The organism is Ruegeria sp. MALMAid1280, from assembly GCF_049195285.1.
Taxonomy (GTDB): domain Bacteria; phylum Pseudomonadota; class Alphaproteobacteria; order Rhodobacterales; family Rhodobacteraceae; genus Ruegeria.
The window spans coordinates 190,125-210,879 of record NZ_JBMIRT010000046.1; the positions used below are offsets into that span (position 1 = coordinate 190,125).

Genomic DNA, 20,755 nt, shown 5'->3' on the forward strand with positions numbered 1-20,755 from the left:
TGATCCCGTAAGGGAGAGCAAGGTCATGAGGTTAGAGGGAAAAACCGCAATCGTCACCGGTGGCGCGTCGGGTTTTGGCGCCGGAATCGTGCAGAAATTCCTGTCCGAAGGGGCTCGGGTCATGATTGCCGACGTCAACGGTGACGCGGCCGAGGTTCAGGCCAGGCAACTCGGGCCCAACGCGATTGCGCAGCTGGTGGATCTGGCCAGCGCACCTTCGGTGCAGACCATGGCGGAAACCGCTTTGGATCGGTTCGGCCAACTGGACATTCTGGTCAACAACGCTGGTGTGACGCACCTACCCACACCGCTCGAAGACGTTTCCGAAGATGATTTTGACCGCGTCTTCAATGTGAACATGAAATCTGTCTACCTGACCGCGCGTGCCTTCGTGCCCCACATGAAATCGCGTCAGGCCGGAGCGATACTGAACGTCGCGTCGACTGCTGGCCTGTCGCCCCGCCCGAACCTGAACTGGTACAACGCGTCCAAGGGCTGGATGATCACCGCAACCAAAACAATGGCAGTGGAACTCGCCCCCTCAGGTGTACGCGTCAACGCCATCTGTCCGGTGGCCGGGGAAACACCGTTACTCAAATCCTTCATGGGGGAAGACACGCCCGAGATGCGCGCCAAGTTCCTGTCGACCATCCCGTTGGGCCGGTTCTCGACCCCCGAGGACATGGCCAACGCCGCCTGTTTTCTATGCTCAGACGAGGCCAGCATGATCACCGGAACAGCCTTGGAGGTCGATGGTGGCCGCTGTATCTGATCCGCTCTTCATCTGGCCAAAAATATCCCCGCCGGAGGCAGCGCGCCTGCGCGCTTTCCGGCCTCAACATCAAAGATCGCAATGACCCCCGGACCGAGAAACCTGATCACCGATGTCCCCGGCCTGCGGGTCGGCAACGCGCAGGGCGCTGCGCTGAAATCCGGGACAACCGTCCTGACGGCTGATCAGGCCTTTGCCGCCTCGGTCCACGTCATGGGCGGCGCACCTGGGACGCGGGAAACCGATCTGCTGGCCCCGGACAAATCCGTCTCGCAGGTGGATGCGATTACTCTGTCCGGAGGGTCTGCCTTTGGGTTGGACGCCTGTTCCGGAGTGTCGGATGCGCTGTGTGCGCAGGGCCGGGGATACCAGGTTGGCGGCACTGTGGTGCCAATCGTACCCGGTGCGATCCTGTTCGATCTGTTGAATGGCGGCGACAAGGATTGGGTCGAAAACCCCTATCGCGCCCTGGGCCGGGCCGCATTCGAAGCTGCTGCTGCGAATTTCGCGCTGGGAACGGCAGGGGCAGGCACCGGGGCAATGACCGCACGGCACAAGGGCGGGCTGGGTTCTGCCTCGCTGGTGCTGGACAATGGAATCACCGTGGGCGCCCTGGTCGCCGCCAACCCGTTGGGCAGCGTCACCACGCCCGGAGATCGTCATTTCTGGGCCGCGCCCTTCGAATGTGACGGTGAATTCGGCGGATTAGGGCCTGATTCCAGCGCCAATCTGGGTTTGCCCGCACCCAGTCTCAAGGCTCAGGCCATGCGCCTGACCGAGCCGGACAAAGGCAACACCACCATCGCCATCGTTGCCACCGATGCCGCGTTGTCGAAACCGCAATGCCAGCGGCTGGCGGTGGCGGCACATGATGGCATTGCCCGGGCGATCCTGCCTGCCCACACGCCGGGCGACGGCGATCTGGTGTTTGGGGTCAGCACAGGCGCACGTCCGGTCACGGCTGAATCGGAATTGGGGCTGATCGGCCATGCGGCCTCGGTCTGCCTTGCGCGGGCCATCGCGCGGGCGATCTATCTGGCAACCCCGGAGGTCGGCGATCTTTTGCCCTGTTGGTCGGCACCACATGACATAAGTTAAGGACGACCAATATGCCGCAGTGGCACAGTGCAGGCGCGCGGCAATCTGCGCGTTGACTCTTTCCTGCGCTGACGGTCCATTCGGCGCAGCCAATTTGTATCGGAGCCCAAGCTATGAATCGTATCCTCGCTACCGCAATAATCGGCCTTCTGGCCGCACCCGTTTACGCCGAAGGCGACGCCGAGGCCGGGAAGAAGACCTTCAACAAATGCAAGTCCTGTCACCAAATCGCCACCCCCGACGGCGAGGCAATCGTCAAAGGCGGCAAGACCGGTCCGAACCTTTATGGCATCGCGGGCCGTACTGCGGGCACTGTCGAAGGCTTCAAATATGGCGACAGCATCGTTGCAGCCGGTGAGAACGGTCTGGTCTGGGACGAAGCCACCTTTGTCGAATACGCCCAGGATCCCAAGACATTCCTGAAATCCTATCTGGATGACACCGCTGCCAAATCCAAGATGACCTTCAAGCTGAAGAAGGGCGGCGAAGACGTTTATGCCTATATCGTCAGTGTTTCGGGCGAATAACGCCTGACGCCACGCATCGCTTAAGGTTACAAAAGGCCGCAGCCCCTGCGGCCTTTCGTGCGCTTGATCACAGGATAGATCAGCGCCACCTTGGGTATGCGCGATCCGTCATGCCTTGCCCGCATGATTGCGCAAAGCCACGCCGATCCGGCCCAAGTCAATTTCGAATTTATGGCCCTTCAGGCAGATCGGCAGCAGGAGACGACAGATGGGAATCATGATCCCGGCCTGGGTTGATGGCGAATTGACCCCCGTGGATAAGCTTGAGGCGCATGAGAAGGGCCTCAGACACAAGGCTGTGTCCGTCTTTGTCGTCCGCGGCACCGAGATTCTGCTGCAGCGCCGGGCGATGGGCAAATACCACACGCCCGGTCTGTGGGCCAATACCTGCTGCACCCATCCCGACTGGGGTGAGACCCCCTCGGAATGCGCCGTGCGTCGCTTGCGTGAGGAACTTGGAATCACGGGCCTGTATCCCGAATACCGCCACCGGCTGGAATACCACGCCGATGTCGGCAACAACATGGTCGAGCATGAGGTGGTCGATGTCTTTCTGGCCCATGTGCGCGGCTCGCTGAAAATCGAGCCTAATCCGGACGAAGTCATGGATATCCGCTGGATCGACTACCACGATCTGCTGGCCGAAGTGCAGCGCCATCCGGATCGATTTACGCCGTGGCTCAAGATCTATCTGCACAACCATGCAGACACGATTTTTGGTCCCGATCTGATCATCTCGGCCAAGACCTGACGGTACGGCTTGCAAGGGCCGCCCAAGCCGCCTAAATCAACGCGTCATGGCCAAGCAAAAGCAGAACTCAGACCCGAATTACAAAGTCATCGCAGAAAATCGGCGTGCGCGCTTCGATTACGCGATCGAAGACGATATCGAATGCGGCATCGTGCTGGAGGGATCCGAGGTCAAATCCCTGCGCGCGGGCGGGTCGAACATCGCCGAAAGCTATGCCTCGGTCGATGACGGAGAGCTTTGGCTGGTCAACAGCTACATCGCGCCCTACGAGCAGGCGAAGGTGTTCAAGCATGAAGAACGCCGCCGTCGCAAGCTGCTGGTGTCACGCAAGGAGTTATCGACCCTGTGGAATGCGACCCAGCGCAAGGGCATGACGCTGGTGCCGTTGGTTTTGTATTTCAACCACAAGGGCCGGGCCAAAATCAAAATTGGCATCGCCAAGGGTAAGAAGCTGCACGACAAACGTGAGACGCAGGCCAAGCGCGACTGGTCACGTCAAAAGCAGCGGTTGATGAAGGATCACAGCTGATCCTTCACCGGTTTCAGAACGCCATCGCCGCCGAAACAGCGCGTTTCCAGCGCTCATAGGCTGCGTCACGTTCCTCGGCGGACAGTTCCGGTTCAAACCGGCGATCCAGTGCCCAGGTTTCCGCGAATCCCTGTTGGTCCGGGTAAACACCCGCCCGCATCCCTGCCAGCCAGGCCGCGCCCAAGGCGGTGGTTTCCTGCATGACGGGGCGGTCGACCTCGGCGCCCAGATAGTCTGACAGCCCCTGCATCGCCCAATCCGAGGCGCTGGCACCTCCGTCCACGCGCAGGGTCACGTCGGTGTCGGCCCCCCAGTCGCCCTGCATGGCGTGCCACAGGTCGCGGGTCTGGTAGGCGATGCTCTCCAGTGTGGCCTTGGCGAATTCGGCGCGGCCGGAATTTCGGGTCAGGCCAAACACCGCACCCCGGCAGTCAGGCTTCCAATAAGGCGCGCCAAGGCCGGTAAAGGCGGGCACCAATACCACATGCTGGTTCGGATCGGCCTGTTGCGCCAGCTCGCCGCTTTCGGGTGCGGATTCGATGATCTTGAGCGCATCGCGCAGCCATTGCACCGCGGCACCGGCAACAAAAATCGAGCCTTCCAGCGCGTAAGTCCGTTTGCCATCCAACTGATAGGCAATAGTCGTCAGCAAACGGTTTTTCGACTCAACCGGACTGTCGCCCGTGTTCAACAGCGCGAAACACCCCGTGCCATAGGTCGATTTCATCATGCCGGGTTGGAAACATGCCTGACCAATCGTGGCTGCCTGCTGATCACCCGCCACGCCCAGAATGGGGATATTCCCCCCTAACAGAGTCGTTTTTCCGAAGTCCGAGGCGCAGTCATGCACCTCGGGCAGCATGTTCATCGGCACGTCCAGCAGGTCGCAAATTTCGGCGCTCCATTCGCCCTTGTGGATATCGAACAGCAGGGTGCGGGCGGCGTTGGTGGCGTCGGTGGCGTGGCTGCGCCCCTCGGTCAGGCGCCAGATCAGGAAACAGTCGATGGTGCCGAACATCAACTCTCCGGCCTCGGCGCGGTCGCGGGCGCCGGGCACGTTGTCCAGCAGCCATTTCACCTTGGTGCCCGAGAAATAGGGGTCCAGCAGCAGACCGGTCTGGGCGGTGACGTCATCCTCGCAGCCCGCCTGCTTGTAGCGGGCGCAGATCTCGGCGGTGCGGCGGTCCTGCCAGACGATAGCATTGTGGATCGGCTTGCCGGTGGACCGGTCCCAGACCACGGTGGTTTCGCGCTGGTTGGTGATGCCGATGCCCGCGATCTGATCGGGGGTGACGCCGGTACTCTCCATCACCTCGCGGCAGACACGCAGCACGCTGTCCCAGATTTCCTCGGCATCGTGTTCAACCCAGCCTTCCTGCGGGAAATGCTGGGTGAATTCATGCTGCGCGGTGCCTGCGCGCTGCATATCTGCGTCGAACAAAATGGCCCGCGATGATGTGGTGCCCTGATCAATGGCGAGAATATAGGTCATTCCCCGCGCCCCTCCCGTTTGGTTTTGCGGGACTTTAGCGCAAACATCGGCGCGGGGGCCAGAGCGTTCAGACCGGAATATTATCGATCAGCCGGACCCCATCCGCCCAGGCCGCCGCGAACAGCCGCGCGGGGCGGTCGGCATGGGTCAGAGGCTCCAGCGTTTCGGCGCAGCGCAGGTGGATATATTCGACCTGAGTAAACCCTGCGGCCAGCAGATCGGTCTCGGCCTTTGTGGCCAGCGGATCGAAGGCGGCACCGGCTTTCAGCGACTGAGCAAGCCCCTGCATGACCCGGTGTTTGTTGGCGGCAATCGCCAGCCCATCCGGCGAGAGGCGCAGATTGCGCGACGACATCGCCAGGCCCGAAGGTTCGCGCACCGTGGGGCAGCCGACCACTTCGATCGGAATATCCAGGTCGCGCGCCATGCGGCGAACCACCATCAGCTGCTGATAGTCCTTTTCCCCGAAATAGGCTCGATCAGCCTGCGTCTGCAGGAACAGCTTGGCGACCACGGTGGCGACGCCGTCGAAATGACCGGGGCGGAACTCGCCCTCCATCACATCGGTGAGGCCCGCGACAGACACATTGGTGGCAAAGCCCTGCGGATAGATCTCTTCGGGGTCGGGCACATAGATCGCGTCGACACCGAAAAGGGCCAGTTTCTGTGCGTCTTCGTGTTCGGTGCGCGGGTATTTGGCCAGATCTTCGGGGTTGTTGAATTGTTTGGGGTTCACAAAAATGGTCACGATCACCCGGTCGGTACCGGCCTTTGCCGCCTCGACCAGTGACAGATGCCCCTGATGCAGCGCGCCCATGGTCGGGACGACGCCAATGGATTCACCGTTGCGGTGCCATTCGGTGGTCAGCGCGCGCAGGTCGGTCAGGCGACGCAGGATGGGGGCGGTCATGTCCTGGGTCCTTTGGCGGGCGCCTGATCCGCGAACACATGCTCGTCGGCCGGAAAGGCGCGGGCGCGCACTTCGGCGGCATATTCGGCAATGGCGGCTTCGGCCTGCGGGCCCAGTTCGGCATAGCGTTTGACGAATTTCGGTTTAAAGGCGGTGAAGAAACCCACCATGTCATCGACGACCAGAATCTGCCCGTCGCATCCGGCAGAGGCACCAATGCCGATGGTCGGAATGGCGACTTCGGACGTGATCCGGTCGGCCAGACCTTGCGGCACCTTCTCAAGCACCACCGAAAACGCACCCGCCCCGGCGACGGCACGGGCGTCGGCCAGCACGGCCTCGGCCTGTTCGTCCCGGCCCTGCACCTTGTAGCCGCCCAGCGTATTGATCGATTGCGGCGTCAGGCCGATATGGGCCATCACCGGGATGCCGCGCTTGACCAGAAAGCGGATGGTCTCGGCCATCTCGACCCCGCCTTCCAGCTTGACCGCCCCTGCGCTGGTTTCCGCCATCAGGCGGGCGGCGTTGCGGAAGGCATCCGCCGGAGAGTGTTCGTAGCTGCCAAACGGCATGTCGATGACCATCATCGCCTTGCCCAACCCGCGCGCAACGGCCTGGCCGTGCAGGATCATCATCTCCATCGTCACGCCCAGCGTCGATTCCAGCCCGTGCAGCACCATGCCCACGCTGTCGCCCACCAGAACAAAGTCGCAATGGGCATCCATCAGCCGCGCCATCGGGGTCGTGTAAGCGGTCAGGCTGACCAGCGGCGTGCCGCCTTTGCGGGCGCGGATGTCCTCGGCATTGGGGGCTTTTTTGTGGGCGGTGGCGCTCATGATTGCTCCTCCGGGGTTCATGTTGCAGCGCGGCATAGCAGATTGAACAAGGTCATAGAAACCCCGGTTGCGCGAACATTTCCTTGATTGACCCGAGGTTTAAAGGGACATTAACCGCAGAATAGCCCGCAAAACAGCGGGTTCAGCCATAAAAACGGTGGGAGATTTTTATGACAAATCAGATGTTGAAATCCTTTGCATCGGCCCTGGCGCTGGGGGTCAGTGTCTTTGCCACCGGGGCGTTGGCCAAATCCGATATCACCATCGCGATGCAGCTTGAGCCGCCGCATCTGGACCCCACAAGTGCTGCGGCGCAGGCGATTGACTCGGTGGTCTATACCAACATTTTCGAAGGGCTGACCCGGTTCATGGGCGATGGCTCGGTCGTGCCCGGGCTGGCCGAAAGCTGGGAAATTTCCGAGGACGGCACCGTCTATACCTTCAAGCTGCGGGATGGTGTGACCTTCCATGATGGCACCGCGATGGATGCCGAGGACGTCAAGTTCAGCCTCGACCGCGCCCGCGCCGAAGACAGTGCCAACGCGCAAAAGCCGCTGTTTGCCGGGATCGAAGCCGTCGAGGTGATCGACCCGCTGACCGTCAAGGTCACCCTGTCCGAGCCGAACGGCAATTTCCTGTTCAACATGGCCTGGGGGGATGCGGTGGTCGTGTCGCCCGACAGTATCGAGAACATCAAGACCAACCCTGTGGGGACCGGGGCCTTTAGCTTTGGCAACTGGGTGCAGGGCGACAGTATCACGCTGAACCAGAACCCGGATTATTGGGGCGATCAGCCCACATTAGAGACTGCAACGTTCAAGTTTATCTCGGACCCGACCGCCGCCTTCGCCGCCATGATGGCCGAGGATGTGGACGTGTTCGACAACTTCCCCGCGCCGGAGAACCTGGCTCAGTTCGAGGCCGATCCGCGCTTTCAGGTGCTTGTCGGTTCGACCGAGGGGGAAACGATCCTGTCCACCAACAACAAGAAACCCCCGTTCGACGACATCCGCGTGCGGCAGGCACTGGCCCATGCCATTGACCGTCAGGCGATCATCGACGGGGCGATGTTCGGATATGGCACCCCCATCGGTACCCATTTCGCGCCACATAACCCGGCCTATGTCGATCTGACCGGCACCTCGGCCCATGACCCGGAAATGGCGGCCAAGCTGCTGGCTGATGCGGGCTATGCAGAGGGGTTCGAAACCACGCTGCACCTGCCGCCGCCGTCTTATGCCCGGCGCGGGGGGGAGATCATCGCCGCGCAACTGGCCGAGGTCGGCATCACCGCCGAGATCATCAATGTGGAATGGGCGCAGTGGCTGGAATCGGTGTTCAAGGGCAAGGATTACGATCTGACCGTCATCAGCCATACCGAGCCAATGGATATCGGTATCTATGCGCGGCCCGATTATTATTTCCAGTATGACAGCCTGGACGCCCAAACGTTGCTGGAGACGCTGAATGCCACCACCGACCCGGAGGAGCGCAAGAAACTGCTGGGTGACATGCAGCGGTTGATATCGACTGATTTCGTCAACGGCTATCTGTTCCAGCTGCCCAAGCTGGGGATCGCCAAGGCCGGTGTCCAAGGTTTGTGGAAGAACGCGCCGACCGCCGCGATTGACCTGACCCAGATCAGCTGGTCCGAGTAAGCCCTGTCCGGGGCTGGAACCGGCCCCGGCTTTCTGTTTCCGAGTAAGCCTGACAATGAACCTGATCCGCATCTTCTGCCTTGTTGTTGCCTGCCTCTTTGCCGCTGATGGCAAGGCGCGGGCGCAAAACGGGCTGGAAAGTGGGGTGGGGCCGCTGGTCGGGACGCCTGAAAACCCGCTGCAGGTGGGGATCGGCATCCGCATTGATCAGGTCACCAGCGTCGATCAGAAGGCCGAGAACTATGGCGCCGTTGTTGTTCTGCGGGTCGAATGGACCGACCCGGCACTGGCCTTTGACCGCGATGAGGTCGGGCGCGAGATTCAGGTCTTCAACCCTTCGGGGCTGGCCGATCACGCGCGGGGGCTGGGTGCGGTTGTGCCCGCGTTCGTCATCCACAACCAGCAATCCAACAAATGGATTCACGAAGCCGCAGCCTCGCTGCGCTATGACGGGCAAGTGGTTTATGTCGAGAAATCCTCGCTGACCTTGCAGGCCCCGCATTTCGATTTCCGCAAATACCCGTTTGACACGCAGGAGTTCTTTTTCGAGGTCGTCTCGGTCTTTCCGTCCGACTACGTGTCCTATTACCCGCTCAACGAGCACTCGGGCCTCGGCGACATGCTGGGTGAGGAAGAGTGGATTCTGGGCAACGCCCGGGTCGAACGCTCGACCGTGATCGGCCTGTCCGGTCGGGACAGCGATCAGATCGCGCTGGCCTTCGAGGGCAAGCGGCATCTGACCTATTACGTGATCCGGGTGTTCCTGCCGATGCTGGTTCTGATCACTGTTGGCTGGGCGCTGTTCTTCCTTGACGAATACCGCCGCCGGATCGAGATCGCCGGGGGCAATCTGCTGGTTTTCGTGGCCTTCAACTGGGCGATCTCGGCCGATCTTCCAAAGCTGGGCTATCTGACCTTTCTGGATTTCATCCTGCAATGCATGTTCCTGATGACCGGGGCGCTGATCGTGTTCAACGTGGCCCTGCGCAAACTGAAAGTGTCCGGGCGCGAGGAGGGGGCCAGAAAGCTGGACAACTACGCGATCAAGTGGATTTACCCGCTGGGCTACGCCGCCATCGTCGCCTACGCGATTTTCATTTATCTTCTGGTGCCATAGGCGCTGGACCCGCGCGGTCTGTGTGCCTAACGTGGCTTCGATGCTGCGCTATACCCTCAAACGTCTGATTTCACTGCTGATCAGCCTGGCCGTCGCCTCGGTCGTCATCTTTGCGGTGATCGAGGTTGCACCGGGTGATCCGGCCTCGTTCATGTTGGGCGTGAACGCGCAAGAGGATACTCTGGCGGCGTTGCGGGCCGAGCTGGGGTTGGACGTTTCAAAGGCGCAACGGTATTTCAACTGGGTCGGCGGCATGTTGATGGGGGATTTCGGCACCTCCTACACCTATCGCACACCGGTATCGCAGATGATCGTGGACCGGATGTGGGTGTCGCTGCCGCTGGCTTTGTATGCGCTGACGCTGTCCACTCTGATCGCCTTTCCCGCCGGGATTTACGCGGCCGCGCGTCGCGGCAAGCCCGGAGACCTGACGGTCATGGGCGTGACGCAGCTGGGCATCGCGGTGCCGAATTTCTGGTTCGCGATGATGCTGGTGCTGATCTTTGCCATCAATCTGCGCTGGTTCAATGCGGGCGGGTTTGCGGGCTGGGATCAGGGGCTCTGGACCGGTCTGCATTCCCTGACCTTACCTGCCATCGCGCTGGCCTTGCCACAAGCGGCGATTCTGGCGCGGGTGATGCGGTCATCGCTGCTGGACATTCTGGGTGAGGACTTCATGCGCACCGCCCGCGCCAAGGGTCTGTCGCGTCGTCAGGCGTTGTGGCGGCACGGGGTGCGGAACGCTCTGATTCCGGTACTGACCATCATCGGGCTGCAGTTTTCTTTCCTGCTGGCGGGCTCGATCATCATCGAGCAGGTGTTCTATCTGCCCGGCCTCGGGCGGCTGGTGTTTCAGGCCATCTCGGCCCGTGACCTGATCGTGGTGGAATCGGTGGTCATGCTGCTGGTCTTTGCCGTGATCACCGTGAATTTCATGGTCGATCTGGCCTATGCCGCCGTTGACCCAAGACTGCGGAGCCGGGCATGAGCCGCAATCTGATCCTCGGCGCGGTGCTATCCTCGCTGGTTCTGCTGGCGGCCTTGGTATCCTTTATCTGGACGCCTTATGATTATGCGGCGCTGGATATCGCCAACAAATTGCAGCCACCCAACGCGCAGCACTGGTTCGGAACGGATCATTTCGGGCGTGACATGTTTTCGATGATCATGGTCGGCGCGCGCACGTCGATTGCGGTGGCGCTGGTGGCGGTGGGCATCGGCATCGGCTTGGGCGTGCCGCTGGGCCTGACGGCGGCGGCGCGCAAGGGGTCGTGGCTGGATGAGGTGATCATGCGCGGCAATGATCTGGTTTTTGCCTTCCCGTCGCTGGTCATCGCCATCCTGATCACCGCCGTATTCGGAGCCGGGGCGATCAATGCCATCATCGCCATCGGCATCTTCAACATCCCCGTCTTTGCCCGCATCACCCGTGGGGCCGCGTTGTCACTGTGGGAGCGTGAGTTCATCCTCGCCGCCCGCGTCTCGGGCAAGGGCGCGGCGCGGATTTCGGCGGAACATATCCTGCCCAATGTGGCGAACCTGCTGATCGTGCAGGGGACCATTCAGTTTTCGCTGGGCATTCTCGCCGAAGCCGGTCTGTCCTATGTCGGCCTTGGCGCGCAGCCGCCGACGCCCAGCTGGGGCCGGATGCTGGCCGATGCGCAGACAATGGTCAGTTTTGCGCCGCATTTGGCTCTGATTCCGGGGCTGGCGATCATTGTTGCCGTCTTGGGCCTGAACCTGTTGGGCGACGGATTGCGCGACTGGCTGGATCCACGGATCAGGGTGGCGCGCGCATGAGTTTGCTGCAGATCGAAAACCTTTCGCTGTCGATCCACGGCGCTGAAATTCTGAAACAGGTTAGCCTGTCCATCGACCCCGGTCAGATTGTGGCCGTGACCGGGGAAAGTGGCTCGGGCAAGTCGATGACCGCTTTGGCCGTCATGCAGTTGCTGCCGAACGGGGCTGAAACGCGAGGGGTGATCCGGCTGGAGGGGAACGGCCTGCTGAACCGCCCCGAGGCTGAGATGTGCGCCTTGCGCGGGGCTGCGATAGGCATGGTGTTTCAGGAACCGATGACCGCCCTGAACCCGGTCAAGACCATCGGCGATCAGGTGATCGAGACGATCCTGATTCACAAAGCGATGCCGCGCCCGCAGGCGTTGGCGCGCACGCAGGAGGTTCTGACTCGCGTTGGCCTGCCGCCCGACCGCTTTCCCCTGTCTCGCTACCCTCATGAGCTGTCCGGAGGTCAGCGCCAGCGTGTGGTGATCGCCATGGCCATCGCCCTGCGCCCCAAGCTGTTGATCGCGGACGAGCCGACAACCGCGCTGGACGTGACCACTCAGGCGCAGATCCTTGATCTTCTCAAAGGGCTGGTGCGCGAATACGGCATGGGCTTGCTGATGATCACGCATGATCTGGCGGTGGTGGCGGATATGGCGGATCAGATCGTGGTGATGCGCTGCGGCGAGGTGGTCGAAAGCGGCGCAACCACCGACCTGCTGCGCAACATGCAGCACCCTTACACGCGAATGTTGTTTGAGGCTTCGGGCCATCAGGTGGCGCTGCCCGAGGCCGCTGATCCTCACCCCCTGCTTGAGGTAACGCAGGTCACCCGCAATTACCGCCTGCCTCGAAAGGGACTGTTTGGCGCGCCGGGCCATCATCGCGCCGTGGACGGCGTCAGCTTCACTCTCAACAAGGGGGAGCGTCTGGGGTTGGTGGGCGAGTCCGGATGTGGAAAATCGACCCTAACACGGGCGATTTTGGGGTTAGAGCAGGTGCAGAGCGGCGAAATCCGCCTGGATGGGCGGCCGGTTTTCTCGGGCCACAGGCCGAACCCGACCGTGCGCCGCAAGATGCAGGTGGTGTTTCAGGACCCCTATGGCAGTTTCAATCCGCGCCACCGTGTCGCCCGTCTGATCACCGAGCCGTTTCACCTGCTGGACGCACCGCCCACCGGGGCGGATCGCCGGGACCGCATTGCCGAGATGCTGACCGCCGTGGGCCTCAGCCCCGACGACGCCGGCAAATACATCCATGAGTTCTCGGGCGGGCAGCGGCAGCGCATCGCCATCGCCCGCGCCCTGATCATCGAACCAGAACTGATCCTGTTTGATGAGGCGGTCTCGGCCCTCGATGTCTCGGTCCGCGCACAAATTCTGGACCTGCTGGCCAAGCTTTGCGCCGCCTATGACCTGACCTATCTGTTCATCAGCCATGACCTGAGCGTGGTGCGCACGATCACGGACCGGGTGATGGTGATGCAGGCGGGCCGGATCGTCGAACAGGGCGAAACCGAACAGGTCTTTGCCAACCCGCAGCACCCCTATACCCGAACCCTGATCGAAGCCGCGCCCGTCTTGCCTAATATCGGTATGAATGTGGCGTAATTCGCCTTGTTAGAGCCTGAAAGGAGGCCCAAATGTCCAACCCCCTCTGGTTCAATCCCGGCCTGTGTCTCATCGGCGGTAAATGGGTCAGCCCTGCCTCACAGGCGGAGATTCCATTGATCAACCCCTCGGACGGGTCCCAGATTTGCCGGATTGCGCGTGGAGACGCGGCGGATATCGACGCGGCTGTGCAGGCCGCGCGCGCCGCGTTGCAGGGCGACTGGGGGCGTAAAACGGCACTGGAACGGGGCCGTATCCTGACCCGGTTGGGCCGGTTGGTTCTGGACCGCGTGGACGATCTGGTGCGGATTGAGGCGATGGATGTGGGCAAACCGCTGACCCAGGCACGGGCAGATGCGGTGGCCTTGGCGCGGTATTGCGAGTTCTACGGAGGGGCTGCCGACAAGGTGATGGGTGAGACCATCCCCTATCTGGACGGCTATACCGTCTATACCCTGCGCGAACCGCATGGGGTAACGGGCCATATCGTGCCATGGAATTACCCTATGCAGATCATCGGCCGTTCGGTCGGGGCGGCGCTGGCGATGGGCAATGCCTGTGTGCTGAAACCGGCGGAAGAGGCCTGTCTGACCGCATTGGCCTTTGCCCATCTGGCGCAAGAGGCCGGTTTGCCTGCGGGCGCGCTGAACGTGGTGCCGGGTCTGGGGGCCGAGGCCGGGGCGACGCTGTCCGGGCATCCCGGCGTTGACCATATCTCGTTCACCGGCTCGGTTGCGACGGGGGCGCTGGTGCAGCAGGCGGCGGGACGCAACGTGGTGCCGGTGACGCTGGAGTTGGGTGGAAAATCCCCGCAACTGGTGTTCGACGATGCCGATCTGGATGCCGCGCTACCGTTTCTGGTGAATGCGGGCATCCAGAACGCGGGTCAGACCTGCTCGGCCTCATCGCGCATTCTGGTGCAGCGGGGGGTGTATGAGCAGGTCAAAACCCGCATGGCGGCGGCTTATGCCGATCTGACCGTTGGCCCGGCGTCAGAGGATTTACGGGTTGGTCCCGTGATCTCGGCCCGGCAAAAAGAGATCGTGACCGGGTTTCTGGCCAAAGGCTCTGATCTGAACATCGCGGGGCAGGGGCGGATCGTTGATCACGCCCCGGCGCAGGGTGCTTATGTCCGGCCAACCTTGTTTGCCGATGTTCCACCCGACCACGTTCTGGCACGCGATGAGGTTTTCGGCCCGGTTCAGGTTCTGATCCCCTTCGATACCGAGGAAGAGGTCATTCAGATCGCCAACGGCACCGATTACGGACTGGTTGCCAGCATCTGGACCCGCGATGGTGCGCGGCAGATGCGATTGGCGAAACGGCTGCGCTCGGGTCAGGTGTTCATCAACAATTACGGTGCCGGCGGAGGCGTCGAGTTGCCGTTCGGCGGCGTGGGTAAATCAGGCCATGGCCGCGAGAAAGGGTTCGAGGCCCTTTACGGGTTCTCGCAGCTGAAAACCGTGGCCGCACACCATGGTTAGGGTCTAAACGATTACCTTGATCGGATCCTGAGCACCGACGCCGAACACGCGTTTATAGCGTGCGATTTCGTCCTGCGGACCCATTGCCTTTTCCGGGTTGTCCGAGAGTTTCACCGTCGGGCGGCCATTGGCCGACACTGCCTTGCAGACCAGCGAGAACGGCGCCAACGCGTCATCGGGGACCAGTCCGCGGAAATCATTGGTCAGCAAAGTGCCCCAACCAAAGGACACCTTGGTGCGATGGGCAAAACGCTCATGCAGCTCGCGGATCTTGTCCACGTCCAGCCCGTCGGAAAAGATCACCCGTTTCTGGGTCGGGTCTTCGCCGCGCGATTTCCACCAGTTGATGGCTATCTCGGACCCGGTAGCCGGATCGCCGCTGTCGACGCGGATACCGGTCCAGCCCGCCAGCCAGTCCGGCGCCCGGTCCAGAAATCCCTGCGTGCCATAGGTGTCGGGCAGGATGATGCGCAGGTTGCCTTCGTGTTCGTCATGCCAGTCGCTGAGAACGTCATAGGGGGCCTGCGCCAGCGCCTCATCGTTTTCGGCCAGCGCGGAGTAGACCATGGGCAGTTCATGGGCATTGGTGCCGATCGCTTCGACCTCGCGCCGCATGGCGATCAGACAGTTCGAGGTGCCGGAAAACGCCGGGCCCAGCCCCTCGATCATCGCCTGCACGCACCAATCCTGCCACAGGAAGGAATGCCGCCGGCGGGTGCCGAAATCAGCGATGCCCAACCCGTCAATTCCCCGCAGCTGCTCGATCTTTTCCCAAACACGCGTCATGGCGCGGGCATAGAGCACCTGCAGTTCGAACCGGCGCATGTCGTTCAGAACCGCGCGTGATCGCAGCTCCATCAACACCGCGAGGGCGGGGATTTCCCACAGCATGACCTCGTGCCACTTGCCCTCGAAGGTCAGCTCGTACTGATCGCCCTTGCGTTCCAGGTGATAGGGCGGCAGGCGCAGGTTCTCGAACCACTCCATGAAATCCGAGCGGAACATCTGCCGTTTGCCGTAGAACGTGTTGCCCCGAAGCCAGGTGCTTTCGCCCCGGCTGAGGCTGAGCGACCGGATATGGTCCAGCTGTTCGCGCAATTCGCCTTCGTCGATCAGCTTGGCCAGCGGAATGTGATTCGACCGGTTGATCAGCGAAAACACCACATCCGTTTGTGGCTTATTTCGAAACACTGACTGGCACATCAGCAGTTTGTAGAAATCAGTGTCGATCAAAGACCGGACAATCGGGTCAATCTTCCATTTATGATTGTACACGCGTGTCGCAATATCGACCATGGGGGAGCTCCTGCGATTTCCGTTGTTAGATCAATAGGTGCGCGGATTGGCAAGAGTCGCTAGATTGAAGACAATGACAAGGTCAGGACACAATACGAGCATATTGTTTGATCTTTTCGTTGGTTAGTAGAAAAAGGGGATGGAAGAACAAGGTTAAGTCGGTGAATGGGTCTCGAGTACGACTTTGATATTGTAACGATTGATGCTGACGAAACGAATTCCGGATCAGCGAAGTCCGCAGCGCCCGCGAAAGGGGCAACGCGTGCGCAGTTTCGCCGTGCCAAAACCGCCGAGGCCCTGCGCGCGGCTTCTCCCAAAATCCGTCTGGTTTTCGAAGAGGCCGGGTTTGGCCTGGACCCCACCAACAGCAATCTTGCACACGGGTATTTCCGCCCGCAGGATACGGCCGAGCGGGAACGCATCCTGCGTGCGCTGTTCGCCAATATCAGGGCGGTGGGTGTGAAGGGCGAATATTGTGGTGCCTTCGACATCCGGCAGTTTATCGATGATGTGAAAACAGCCCGGCCACGGGACGACGTGCCATCCGAAGTTAAGGAGTGGATAAGCAAATCGCGAGAACCCGCCGGGCCGAAACCCAAGAGGCGTTCGATCCAGGGGCGAATCGGATTCGCACTTGGGCTGGCGGTGGTTGTGATCGTGGTTCTAAAGTATCTGGCGTCGGCGGGCACCGCGCCCTAGCTCAGGGTCACCCCGGCCGCGCGCATCGCGGTTTCGGCCGCGGCCAGGGACCCGTCCAGATCGATGGCCCGGCAGGCCTCCATCCGCACAGTCACGTCAAACCCAAGCCGCGCGGCGTCCACGGCCGAAAAATGAACGCAGAAATCCGTCGCCAGGCCAACGAGGGTCAGCTTGTCGATGCCGCGTGTTCTCAGGTATCCCTCAAGGCCCGTCGGCGTGGATTGGTCGTTTTCGAAAAACCCCGAATAGCTGTCGATGGCGCTGCGAAACCCTTTGCGAATGATCAGGTCGCCGTCGGTGCGCAGATCGGCATGAAACGCCGCGCCCGGCGTGCCCTGCACGCAATGGTCCGGCCACAGCACCTGCGGGCCATAGGGAATTTCCGTCACATCATAGGGGGTTTTGCCCGGATGCGTACTGGCGAATGAGGAATGCCCCGCCGGATGCCAGTCCTGCGTCAGGATCACGGCTTCGAAATCATCCATCATCGCGTTGATCGGGGCGACGATCTCATCCCCTGCGGGTACGGCCAGCGCGCCGCCGGGGCAGAAATCATTCTGGACGTCGATTACAATCAGGGCATGGGTCATCGCGGTCTCTCCTCGGGTTTTCTATCGGTACGGGGCGGGGGCGGGATCGTCAATCTTGCGCCGGGCAGTCACCCAATGGCTTGCGGCACTGGCCCTGCAGGTTTAGATCACGGGCATGTATACGATCGCTGCCCTGTACCATTTCACACGTTTCGCCGATCCCGCCGCACTGCGCGAGCCCTTGCTGGGCCTGTGCCGCGCGCAATCGGTCAAAGGCACGCTGCTGCTGGCGCAAGAGGGGATCAATGGCACCATTGCAGGCCCCCGCGCCGGGATCGACGCGGTGCTGGCCCATATCCGCGCACTGCCGGGCTGTGCCGATCTGGACTGGAAAGAGGCCACCGCCGACCACCCGCCCTTTGGCAAGATGAAGGTGCGCCTGAAGAAAGAGATCGTGACTATGGGCCAGCCGGATATCGATCCGCGCGCCCGTGTCGGCAATTATGTCGAGCCCGAGGACTGGAACGATCTGATCCGCTCGGATGATGTGGTGGTGATCGACACCCGCAACGATTACGAGGTGGCGATTGGCACGTTCGAGGGCGCAATAGACCCTGAAACCGCCAGTTTCCGTGATTTCCCGGCCTGGTGGGAGGAAAACAAGGACCGTTTCCACAACAAGCGCGTCGCCATGTTCTGCACCGGCGGTATCCGCTGTGAGAAATCCACCAATTTCCTGCTGGGGCAGGGGGTCGAGGATGTCTACCACCTGAAAGGCGGCATCCTGCGCTATCTCGAGGAGATGCCCGCCGAGGACAGCACCTGGCAGGGGGAGTGTTTCGTGTTCGACAACCGTGTCTCCGTGGGGCATGGGTTGGTCGAGGGGCCGCATAACCTGTGCCACGGCTGCCGTCGCCCGATCCTGCCCGAGGATATGAAACGTCCCGAATATGAACACGGCGTCTCTTGCCATCAGTGCATCAATGAGACCTCCGAGGCTGACAAGATGCGGTTCCGCGAGCGGCAGAAACAGATTCAGCTGGCGCGGCTGCGCGGGCAGACGCATTTGGGCATCGACTAGGCCGGTTCGCAATTCCGGTTGCGGCGGTGCGTTGAAATCTGGATAATTCAGGCGATATCAGCGTGTTGGAGGCCCCATGGCCCGCAAGCCCACGACTTTGGCAGAATGGAAGTCGACGTTTCTGGCCGCCGCAGGCATGGTCGTCGCCAGCTTCGTTGCGTGGTTCGGGCTGTCGCGTCTGAGTGAGGCCGCGGCCGGGGACACGATCGGCACGATTGCGTCGGTGGGGCTGGTGCTGTGGATCGTCTCGCAATCCTGGTTCTACATGACACAGGTGAAATCACCGCGCAGGCTATTGTTCCTGATGGGGGTGTCTTTCATCCAGGTTGTCCCCTTCCTGTTTGCGGCCGTCTATGGCGCGTTCGGATACACCGACAATTGCGTACTTGGGGCGAAGGGGCCGGCGGATATTCTCTATTTCTCATACGTCACCTTCACTACGGTCGGGTACGGCGACATGTCCCCCATCGGCCTGTGCCGCGGGTTGGCCGTGGCCGAGGCCGTGACCGGGTATATCCTGCTGGGCATGTTTGTCGCCGCCGCCGTTGCTCTCTACGCCCGCACACACAGCCAGGAATAGGCTCTGATCAAGGGTTATTTGTTGTGATCGATCCAGCGCGACATCATCTGTTTGTCGCGGAAACACTCGGACGGGATCGGCCTGCGCTTGCTGCGTGAAATACGCTCGGCAAAAGCGATCTGCTTGCCCGTCGGGTAATTTGCAAAGGGCGACGGATCATCCGGTTTGTGCGCCGATATCCAGGCTGACATCGACCGCCGGTCGCGCTGTGCCTCGACCGGAATATCCAGCGCCGACTGTTCCGCGATGGCGCGGGCATAGCGCATCTGCCGGTCGGTGACGGGCAGCAGATGATAGTCGTTTGTCGGGCCGCTTGAGGCAGAATTTTGCATGTTCCGGGTCATCGGGTGATCCTCTGACTGTATAGAACATAAATAGAACATTAACCTTTCATTTCAAGAGTAGACCCTTTTGGCTAAGCAAGAACACGCCTGCTCATGCGTTTATTGACTGGCCAATCAATAAAAGATATTCCCGTGCGCAACGCACTCATTTCCCTGTCTCAAAGGGACAACCGAACAGAAAAGGACGCGGCATGAAGTTTCAGCCCAAGGCCAGCCATTTCATCAATGGCGAATATGTCGAAGACACCAATGGCGCCCCGATCGACGTCATCTATCCGGCCACCGGAGAGGTCATCGCGCGGCTGCACTCCGCCACGCCTGAGATCGTAAATCAGGCTCTAAAAAGCGCGAAAGCCGCTCAGGCTGAGTGGGCTGCGATGTCGGGAACCGAGCGCGGTCGGGTTCTGCGCCGTGCCGCCGACATCATGCGCGCGCGCAACCGCGAATTGTCGATCCTGGAAACCCACGACACCGGCAAACCCCTGCAGGAAACGCTGGTGGCCGATGCGACCAGTGGTGCTGACGCGTTGGAGTATTTCGGCGGTCTGGCGGCCTCACTGACCGGTGAACACATCCCGCTGGGTGGTGGTGACTTCGTTTATACGATCCGCGAGGCGCTGGGTGTCTGCGTCGGCATCGGTGCGTGGAACTATCCGACCCAGATCGCCTGCTGGAAAGGTGCGCCCGCGCTGGCCTGTGGCAATACGATGATCTTCAAACCCTCGGAAACCACGCCTTTGTCGGCGCTGAAAGTGGCCGAGATTCTGATCGAGGCCGGCGCACCCAAAGGCGTCTATAACGTGGTGCAGGGCTATGGCGATGTCGGTGCGTCGCTGGTGACCGACCCGCGCGTCGCCAAGGTCTCGCTGACCGGCTCGGTACCGACAGGCCGCAAGGTCTATGCTGCCGCAGCGGATGGCATGAAGCACGTGACCATGGAACTGGGCGGCAAATCCCCGATGATCGTGTTCGACGATGCCGATATCGAAAACGCCGTGTCGGGCGCAATTCTGGGCAACTTCTATTCTTCGGGTCAGGTGTGTTCCAACGGTACCCGCGTGTTCGTGCAGAAAGGCATCAAGGAACAGTTCCTTACCCGCCTGTCCGAACGTCTGGCAACCGCGAAAATCGGCGACCCGCTGGATGAAGAGGTCAACTTTGGCCCCATGGTCAGCGAAAACCAGATGAACATTGCGCTGGGCTATATCGAAAAGGGCAAGGCCGAGGGCGCACGTCTGGTCTATGGCGGCAAGCGGATCGACGGCGATGGTTTCTACATGCAGCCCACTGTCTTTGCCGATGTGACCGACGACATGACCATCGCACGCGAGGAAATCTTTGGCCCGGTCATGTCGGTGCTGGATTTCGACACCGAGGAAGAGGTCATGGCCCGCGCCAATGATACCGAATTCGGTCTGGCCGCCGGTGTCTTTACCAACGACCTGACCCGCGCCCACCGTATCGTGGCGGGTTTCGAGGCGGGCACCTGCTATATCAACACCTACAACCTCGCCCCGGTTGAGGCGCCGTTCGGCGGGTCCAAGATGTCGGGCGTTGGCCGTGAGAACTCGAAACTGGCGATCAACCACTTCAGCGAGATGAAGACGGTTTACGTTTCGATGAACGATGTCGAGGCGCCCTACTGATCAAAACCGG

At 61.2% G+C, this 20,755-nt stretch carries 21 protein-coding genes; 15 read left to right on the forward strand and 6 right to left on the reverse strand.

Annotated features, from left to right (window positions below; translation table 11 throughout):
* Positions 1 to 25: 25 nt before the first annotated feature.
* The 5 genes from ACOQFT_RS10665 (at position 26) to smpB (ending at position 3,677) form a co-directional block, all read left to right on the forward strand.
* The gene (locus tag ACOQFT_RS10665; RefSeq protein ID WP_421597904.1) at positions 26 to 772 is read left to right on the forward strand and encodes an SDR family oxidoreductase; all 747 of its coding nucleotides are present in this window, start codon (positions 26 to 28) and stop codon (positions 770 to 772) included.
* 81 nt (positions 773 to 853) lie between these two features.
* Entirely contained in the window at positions 854 to 1,870 is a 1,017-nt protein-coding gene (locus ACOQFT_RS10670; RefSeq protein ID WP_421597905.1) for a P1 family peptidase, read from the forward strand.
* A 113-nt stretch (positions 1,871 to 1,983) separates the two neighbouring features.
* Positions 1,984 to 2,397 carry a c-type cytochrome gene (locus tag ACOQFT_RS10675; RefSeq protein ID WP_421597906.1) on the forward strand — a complete coding sequence of 138 codons (414 nt, stop codon included), beginning with the start codon at positions 1,984 to 1,986 and terminating at the stop codon, positions 2,395 to 2,397.
* A 208-nt stretch (positions 2,398 to 2,605) separates the two neighbouring features.
* The gene (gene idi, locus ACOQFT_RS10680; RefSeq protein ID WP_421597907.1) at positions 2,606 to 3,148 is read left to right on the forward strand and encodes an isopentenyl-diphosphate Delta-isomerase; all 543 of its coding nucleotides are present in this window, start codon (positions 2,606 to 2,608) and stop codon (positions 3,146 to 3,148) included.
* 46 nt (positions 3,149 to 3,194) lie between these two features.
* The gene (smpB, locus tag ACOQFT_RS10685; RefSeq protein ID WP_421597908.1) at positions 3,195 to 3,677 is read left to right on the forward strand and encodes an SsrA-binding protein SmpB; all 483 of its coding nucleotides are present in this window, start codon (positions 3,195 to 3,197) and stop codon (positions 3,675 to 3,677) included.
* A gap of 13 nt (positions 3,678 to 3,690) precedes the next feature.
* Here the strand turns inward: smpB and glpK are convergent, their stop codons facing one another.
* The 3 genes from glpK to panB form a co-directional block, all read right to left on the reverse strand.
* Positions 3,691 to 5,169, reverse strand: coding sequence for a glycerol kinase GlpK (gene glpK / locus ACOQFT_RS10690; protein WP_421597909.1), 1,479 nt, complete (start codon positions 5,167 to 5,169; stop codon positions 3,691 to 3,693).
* A gap of 67 nt (positions 5,170 to 5,236) precedes the next feature.
* Positions 5,237 to 6,079, reverse strand: a complete 843-nt coding sequence (panC, locus tag ACOQFT_RS10695) for a pantoate--beta-alanine ligase (RefSeq protein WP_421597910.1) — start codon at positions 6,077 to 6,079, stop codon at positions 5,237 to 5,239.
* Positions 6,076 to 6,915 carry a 3-methyl-2-oxobutanoate hydroxymethyltransferase gene (gene panB / locus ACOQFT_RS10700; RefSeq protein ID WP_421597911.1) on the reverse strand — a complete coding sequence of 280 codons (840 nt, stop codon included), beginning with the start codon at positions 6,913 to 6,915 and terminating at the stop codon, positions 6,076 to 6,078. The genes panC and panB overlap by 4 nt, the downstream gene beginning before the upstream one ends.
* A gap of 170 nt (positions 6,916 to 7,085) precedes the next feature.
* Between panB and ACOQFT_RS10705 the strand changes: the two genes are divergently transcribed.
* Genes ACOQFT_RS10705 through ACOQFT_RS10730 form a run of 6 tightly spaced genes read left to right on the forward strand, consistent with a single transcriptional unit; the run spans position 7,086 to position 14,569 of the window.
* Positions 7,086 to 8,573: an ABC transporter substrate-binding protein gene (locus tag ACOQFT_RS10705; protein ID WP_421597912.1), complete on the forward strand. Its 1,488-nt coding sequence runs from the start codon at positions 7,086 to 7,088 to the stop codon at positions 8,571 to 8,573.
* Positions 8,574 to 8,628: 55 nt separating this feature from the next.
* Positions 8,629 to 9,690, forward strand: coding sequence for a hypothetical protein (locus ACOQFT_RS10710; RefSeq protein ID WP_421597913.1), 1,062 nt, complete (start codon positions 8,629 to 8,631; stop codon positions 9,688 to 9,690).
* A 40-nt stretch (positions 9,691 to 9,730) separates the two neighbouring features.
* A complete protein-coding gene (locus tag ACOQFT_RS10715) occupies positions 9,731 to 10,678 on the forward strand; it encodes an ABC transporter permease (protein WP_421597914.1) in 948 nt (315 codons plus the stop codon).
* On the forward strand, positions 10,675 to 11,490 hold the full coding sequence (locus tag ACOQFT_RS10720; protein WP_421597915.1) for an ABC transporter permease: 816 nt from the start codon (positions 10,675 to 10,677) through the stop codon (positions 11,488 to 11,490). The genes ACOQFT_RS10715 and ACOQFT_RS10720 overlap by 4 nt, the downstream gene beginning before the upstream one ends.
* Positions 11,487 to 13,085, forward strand: a complete 1,599-nt coding sequence (locus ACOQFT_RS10725; RefSeq protein WP_421597916.1) for an ABC transporter ATP-binding protein — start codon at positions 11,487 to 11,489, stop codon at positions 13,083 to 13,085. Before ACOQFT_RS10720 ends, ACOQFT_RS10725 begins: the two co-directional genes overlap by 4 nt.
* A 32-nt stretch (positions 13,086 to 13,117) precedes the next feature.
* Positions 13,118 to 14,569, forward strand: coding sequence for an aldehyde dehydrogenase family protein (locus ACOQFT_RS10730; RefSeq protein ID WP_421597917.1), 1,452 nt, complete (start codon positions 13,118 to 13,120; stop codon positions 14,567 to 14,569).
* A 3-nt stretch (positions 14,570 to 14,572) separates the two neighbouring features.
* On the opposite strand, the gene pncB is transcribed toward ACOQFT_RS10730, so the two are convergent.
* Positions 14,573 to 15,865: a nicotinate phosphoribosyltransferase gene (gene pncB, locus ACOQFT_RS10735; RefSeq protein ID WP_421597918.1), complete on the reverse strand. Its 1,293-nt coding sequence runs from the start codon at positions 15,863 to 15,865 to the stop codon at positions 14,573 to 14,575.
* 165 nt (positions 15,866 to 16,030) lie between these two features.
* Between pncB and ACOQFT_RS10740 the strand changes: the two genes are divergently transcribed.
* On the forward strand, positions 16,031 to 16,564 hold the full coding sequence (locus tag ACOQFT_RS10740; protein ID WP_421597919.1) for a hypothetical protein: 534 nt from the start codon (positions 16,031 to 16,033) through the stop codon (positions 16,562 to 16,564).
* Here the strand turns inward: ACOQFT_RS10740 and pncA are convergent.
* Positions 16,561 to 17,154 carry a bifunctional nicotinamidase/pyrazinamidase gene (pncA, locus tag ACOQFT_RS10745; RefSeq protein ID WP_421597920.1) on the reverse strand — a complete coding sequence of 198 codons (594 nt, stop codon included), beginning with the start codon at positions 17,152 to 17,154 and terminating at the stop codon, positions 16,561 to 16,563. The two genes, ACOQFT_RS10740 and pncA, sit on opposite strands and share 4 nt — an antisense overlap.
* A gap of 115 nt (positions 17,155 to 17,269) precedes the next feature.
* Between pncA and ACOQFT_RS10750 the strand changes: the two genes are divergently transcribed.
* Positions 17,270 to 18,175, forward strand: coding sequence for a rhodanese-related sulfurtransferase (locus ACOQFT_RS10750; protein WP_421597921.1), 906 nt, complete (start codon positions 17,270 to 17,272; stop codon positions 18,173 to 18,175).
* Between the two features lie 76 nt (positions 18,176 to 18,251).
* The gene (locus tag ACOQFT_RS10755) at positions 18,252 to 18,755 is read left to right on the forward strand and encodes an ion channel (protein WP_421597922.1); all 504 of its coding nucleotides are present in this window, start codon (positions 18,252 to 18,254) and stop codon (positions 18,753 to 18,755) included.
* Positions 18,756 to 18,769: 14 nt separating this feature from the next.
* On the opposite strand, the gene ACOQFT_RS10760 is transcribed toward ACOQFT_RS10755, so the two are convergent.
* The gene (locus ACOQFT_RS10760) at positions 18,770 to 19,099 is read right to left on the reverse strand and encodes a hypothetical protein (protein WP_421597923.1); all 330 of its coding nucleotides are present in this window, start codon (positions 19,097 to 19,099) and stop codon (positions 18,770 to 18,772) included.
* Between the two features lie 191 nt (positions 19,100 to 19,290).
* Here ACOQFT_RS10760 and betB point away from each other — a divergent pair, with 191 nt between their 5' ends.
* A complete protein-coding gene (gene betB, locus ACOQFT_RS10765; protein ID WP_421597924.1) occupies positions 19,291 to 20,745 on the forward strand; it encodes a betaine-aldehyde dehydrogenase in 1,455 nt (484 codons plus the stop codon).
* The last annotated feature ends 10 nt before the right edge of the window (positions 20,746 to 20,755 follow it).

Coding starts and splice junctions, on each gene's coding strand:
- ACOQFT_RS10665 (WP_421597904.1), top strand. CDS start 26: ATGAGGTTAGAGGGAAAAACCGCAATCGTCACCGGTGGCGCGTCGGGT.
- ACOQFT_RS10670 (WP_421597905.1), top strand. CDS start 854: ATGACCCCCGGACCGAGAAACCTGATCACCGATGTCCCCGGCCTGCGG.
- ACOQFT_RS10675 (WP_421597906.1), top strand. CDS start 1,984: ATGAATCGTATCCTCGCTACCGCAATAATCGGCCTTCTGGCCGCACCC.
- idi (WP_421597907.1), top strand. CDS start 2,606: ATGGGAATCATGATCCCGGCCTGGGTTGATGGCGAATTGACCCCCGTG.
- smpB (WP_421597908.1), top strand. CDS start 3,195: ATGGCCAAGCAAAAGCAGAACTCAGACCCGAATTACAAAGTCATCGCA.
- glpK (WP_421597909.1), bottom strand. CDS start 5,169: ATGACCTATATTCTCGCCATTGATCAGGGCACCACATCATCGCGGGCC.
- panC (WP_421597910.1), bottom strand. CDS start 6,079: ATGACCGCCCCCATCCTGCGTCGCCTGACCGACCTGCGCGCGCTGACC.
- panB (WP_421597911.1), bottom strand. CDS start 6,915: ATGAGCGCCACCGCCCACAAAAAAGCCCCCAATGCCGAGGACATCCGC.
- ACOQFT_RS10705 (WP_421597912.1), top strand. CDS start 7,086: ATGACAAATCAGATGTTGAAATCCTTTGCATCGGCCCTGGCGCTGGGG.
- ACOQFT_RS10710 (WP_421597913.1), top strand. CDS start 8,629: ATGAACCTGATCCGCATCTTCTGCCTTGTTGTTGCCTGCCTCTTTGCC.
- ACOQFT_RS10715 (WP_421597914.1), top strand. CDS start 9,731: ATGCTGCGCTATACCCTCAAACGTCTGATTTCACTGCTGATCAGCCTG.
- ACOQFT_RS10720 (WP_421597915.1), top strand. CDS start 10,675: ATGAGCCGCAATCTGATCCTCGGCGCGGTGCTATCCTCGCTGGTTCTG.
- ACOQFT_RS10725 (WP_421597916.1), top strand. CDS start 11,487: ATGAGTTTGCTGCAGATCGAAAACCTTTCGCTGTCGATCCACGGCGCT.
- ACOQFT_RS10730 (WP_421597917.1), top strand. CDS start 13,118: ATGTCCAACCCCCTCTGGTTCAATCCCGGCCTGTGTCTCATCGGCGGT.
- pncB (WP_421597918.1), bottom strand. CDS start 15,865: ATGGTCGATATTGCGACACGCGTGTACAATCATAAATGGAAGATTGAC.
- ACOQFT_RS10740 (WP_421597919.1), top strand. CDS start 16,031: ATGGGTCTCGAGTACGACTTTGATATTGTAACGATTGATGCTGACGAA.
- pncA (WP_421597920.1), bottom strand. CDS start 17,154: ATGACCCATGCCCTGATTGTAATCGACGTCCAGAATGATTTCTGCCCC.
- ACOQFT_RS10750 (WP_421597921.1), top strand. CDS start 17,270: ATGTATACGATCGCTGCCCTGTACCATTTCACACGTTTCGCCGATCCC.
- ACOQFT_RS10755 (WP_421597922.1), top strand. CDS start 18,252: ATGGCCCGCAAGCCCACGACTTTGGCAGAATGGAAGTCGACGTTTCTG.
- ACOQFT_RS10760 (WP_421597923.1), bottom strand. CDS start 19,099: ATGACCCGGAACATGCAAAATTCTGCCTCAAGCGGCCCGACAAACGAC.
- betB (WP_421597924.1), top strand. CDS start 19,291: ATGAAGTTTCAGCCCAAGGCCAGCCATTTCATCAATGGCGAATATGTC.